A 2,966-nucleotide genomic window follows, 5' to 3' on the forward strand; every position below is an offset into this window, starting at 1 on the left:
GCGCGCCCGCCGTACCGGATGCGTCCGCCGTGCCGGGTGTGCCCGCCGTACCCGGCGGAGCCGCCGGAAACGCGCGGCCGGGCCGGGCCCGCCTGCGCTCCAGCCGCTGCCCGGTCAGGGCGAGCAGGACCGGGAGCACGGTCAGTGTGACGGCCACGCTGACCGCCGCGATGACCATCCCGGCCAGCCCGAGGCTGCGCAGGAACGGCACCGGAAGGACGACCATGGTCACCAGGCCGACCGCGACCGCCGCCCCGCTGAACAGCACCGCGCGCCCGGCGCCGCGCATCGCCCGGTGCACGGCCGCGTCGCCGCGGTGGCCGCACGCCTGCTCCTCCCGCCACCGGGCCACCAGCAGCAGCGAGTAGTCGATCGCGATGCCCAGGCCCAGCAGCGGCATGGTGGTGAGCGCCACGTCGTGCACCGTCGTCACCAGCGTCAGCAGCAGGATCACGATGAACGAGGTGAAGACCGCCAGCACCGAGATCAGCAGCGGCACGAGCGCCAGGGCGGAGCGGAAGACACCGAACAGCACGAGCACGGCGGCGGCCGCACCGATGCCGATCTTGGCCGGGACGTCCACGCCGCCCGCGTCCACGCTCGGCGCGAGGGCGTCCAGCCCGGTGACGCGGACGGTGCTGCCCTCCGGCAGGAGCGGGGTCATGGCCGCGGTGATCACCGGGCTCTCGTCCGGGGTCTCGCCCAGGCCGCCGCCCGGCGGGCTGCCGTCGGAGTAGGTGCCGGGGAAGACCAGCCCGAAGGTGGTGCGGCCGTCCGCGCCGATGAGCCGGGGGTCGCCGGTGTCGGCGTAGGAGACCACGCGGGCCTCGGGGAGCTTCGCCGAGACGGCCGCGAACGCCCTGCCGATCACCTCCCTGTGCTCCTGCGCCCGCAGGCCGCCGGGCAGCACCACGACCGGGACGAAAGGCCGCTGATAGCCGCCGTTGCCGTAGAGGCGGACGATCTCCTGGTTGGCGTCGAAGGCGGGCATCCCGGGGTGGGCGTACTCCTCGGACAGGCGCTGGATCGCGAACGGGGTCGCGGCCAGGCCCGCCAGGAACGCGCACACGGCCAGCAGCGTCACCAGCCGCCTGCGCCGCAGGACGAATGCCGAGAGTCTCTCCATGGCCCCAGTGCAGCAGGGTGATCTTCAGTGGCCGTGCGGCCGTTCTGGGAGAACCCTGCGGATCCGGTCTCACAGAGTTCTCCCAGGACTTCCGGAGATCGGCTGGGGGAGACTGGCGGGGTGAGCCGGATACTGGTCGTGGACGATGAGCCCTATCTCGCCGATCTCGTGGCGACCGCCCTGCGCTACGAGGGGTTCGAGACGGAGACGGCGGGCACGGGCGCGGCGGCGGTCTCGCTGGCGGGGACCTTCCGCCCCGACCTGGTCGTGCTGGACGTGATGCTGCCCGATGTGCCCGGCACCGAGGTGTGCCGGCGGATCCGGGCGGCCGGGTCGGAGGTCCCGGTGGTGTTCCTCACCGCGCGCGACGCCACCGAGGACAAGATCCGCGGGCTGACCGCGGGCGGGGACGACTACGTCACCAAGCCGTTCAGCCTGGAGGAGCTGATCGCCCGGATCCGGGCGGTGCTGCGGCGGACGCGGCGCACCGGGCCGGAGACCGGCCGCCTGGCCTTCGCCGATCTGGTCATCGACGAGGAGGCCTACGAGGTCCGGCGGGACGACCGGCGCATCGACCTCACCCCCACCGAGTTCAAGCTGCTGCGCTTCCTGACCGCGAACGCGGGCCGGCTGGTCTCCAAGCGGCAGATCCTCGACCACGTGTGGGAGTACGACTTCGGCGGCAACGACGGAGTCGTGCAGACCTACATCAGCTACCTGCGCCGCAAGGTCGACTCCTGCGGGCCGCCCCTCATCCACACCGTGCCCCGCGTGGGCTACGTCCTGCGGCTGCCCCGGGAGGACTGATGCCCTCCCTCGACTCACTGCGCGCCCGGCTGGTCGTGACGGTCGTCGGCCTGGTCGCGCTGGCCTTGGGCGTGGTCGCCGGAGCCGTCTTCGGGGCCCTGCAGGACTGGCGCGGGCACCGCGGCGCCCGGCTGCTCGCCCTGGACACCCCGGAGGCGCTGCTCGCGGCCTCCGACGAACTGACCGGGCGCGTCGCCCGCGTCCTGGCCGTCTCGTCGGCGGTGACCCTGGCGGTCCTGGGCCTGCTCGCCGCGTACCTGATCCGCCGGGGCCTGCGCCCGCTGGACCGGATCGTGGAGGCGGCGGCGGACATCGGCGCGGGCGATCTCGACCGCCGGATCGAGGCGGCCCCGGCCGGGAGCGAGGTGGGCCGCCTCGGCCACGCGCTCAACGCGATGCTCGGGCAGCTCGAACGGGCGTTCCGGCAGCGGGAGGAGTCGCAGGAACGGCTGCGCCGCTTCGTCGCCGACGCCTCCCACGAACTGCGCACGCCCGTCGCCACCGTCCGGGGGTACGCCGAGCTGTTCCGGCGCGGCGCGGCCACCCGGCCCGAGGACCTGGCCAAGGCGATGAGCAGGATCGAGGCGGAGGCGACCCGGATGGGCGCGCTGGTGGACGAGCTGCTGCTGCTCGCCCGCCTGGACCAGGGGCGGCCGCTGGAGCGCGCCCCGGTCGAGCTGACCGCCCTGGTGGCCGACGCGGTGTCCGACACCCTCGCCATCGAGCCGGACCGGCCGCTGCGGGCCGAGCACCCGGGGCCGGTCGAGGTGCCCGGCGACGCCGCCAGGATCCGCCAGGCGGTCGGCAACCTGCTGGCCAACGTGCTCGCCCACACCCCGCCGGGCACCCCGGCCGTCGTCCGGGTGCGCCGCGACGGGGACGAGGCGGTCATCGAGGTCGCCGACGAGGGACCGGGCCTGGCCGAGGAGCAGCGGACACTCGTCTTCGAGCGCTTCTACCGCGCCGACCACGCCCGCGGCGGGGACCGCCGCCAGGGCGGGCCGGGCTCGGGCTGGCGGATCGTGGCCGCGGT

At 74.7% G+C, this 2,966-nt stretch carries 3 protein-coding genes; 2 read left to right on the forward strand and 1 reads right to left on the reverse strand.

Annotated elements, in window-relative coordinates:
• Window positions 1–1,126: MMPL family transporter (locus ACWJ6R_RS33660; RefSeq protein WP_449066088.1), on the reverse strand; the 1,126-nt coding region annotated here is incomplete at its 3' end.
• 120 nt (window positions 1,127–1,246) lie between these two features.
• Between ACWJ6R_RS33660 and ACWJ6R_RS33665 the strand changes: the two genes are divergently transcribed.
• A complete protein-coding gene (locus tag ACWJ6R_RS33665) occupies window positions 1,247–1,933 on the forward strand; it encodes a response regulator transcription factor (protein ID WP_449066089.1) in 687 nt (228 codons plus the stop codon).
• A partial coding sequence (locus ACWJ6R_RS33670) for a sensor histidine kinase (RefSeq protein WP_449066090.1) occupies window positions 1,933–2,966 on the forward strand: 1,034 nt, incomplete at its 3' end. The genes ACWJ6R_RS33665 and ACWJ6R_RS33670, both read left to right, overlap by 1 nt.

The organism is Planomonospora algeriensis (assembly GCF_977012225.1).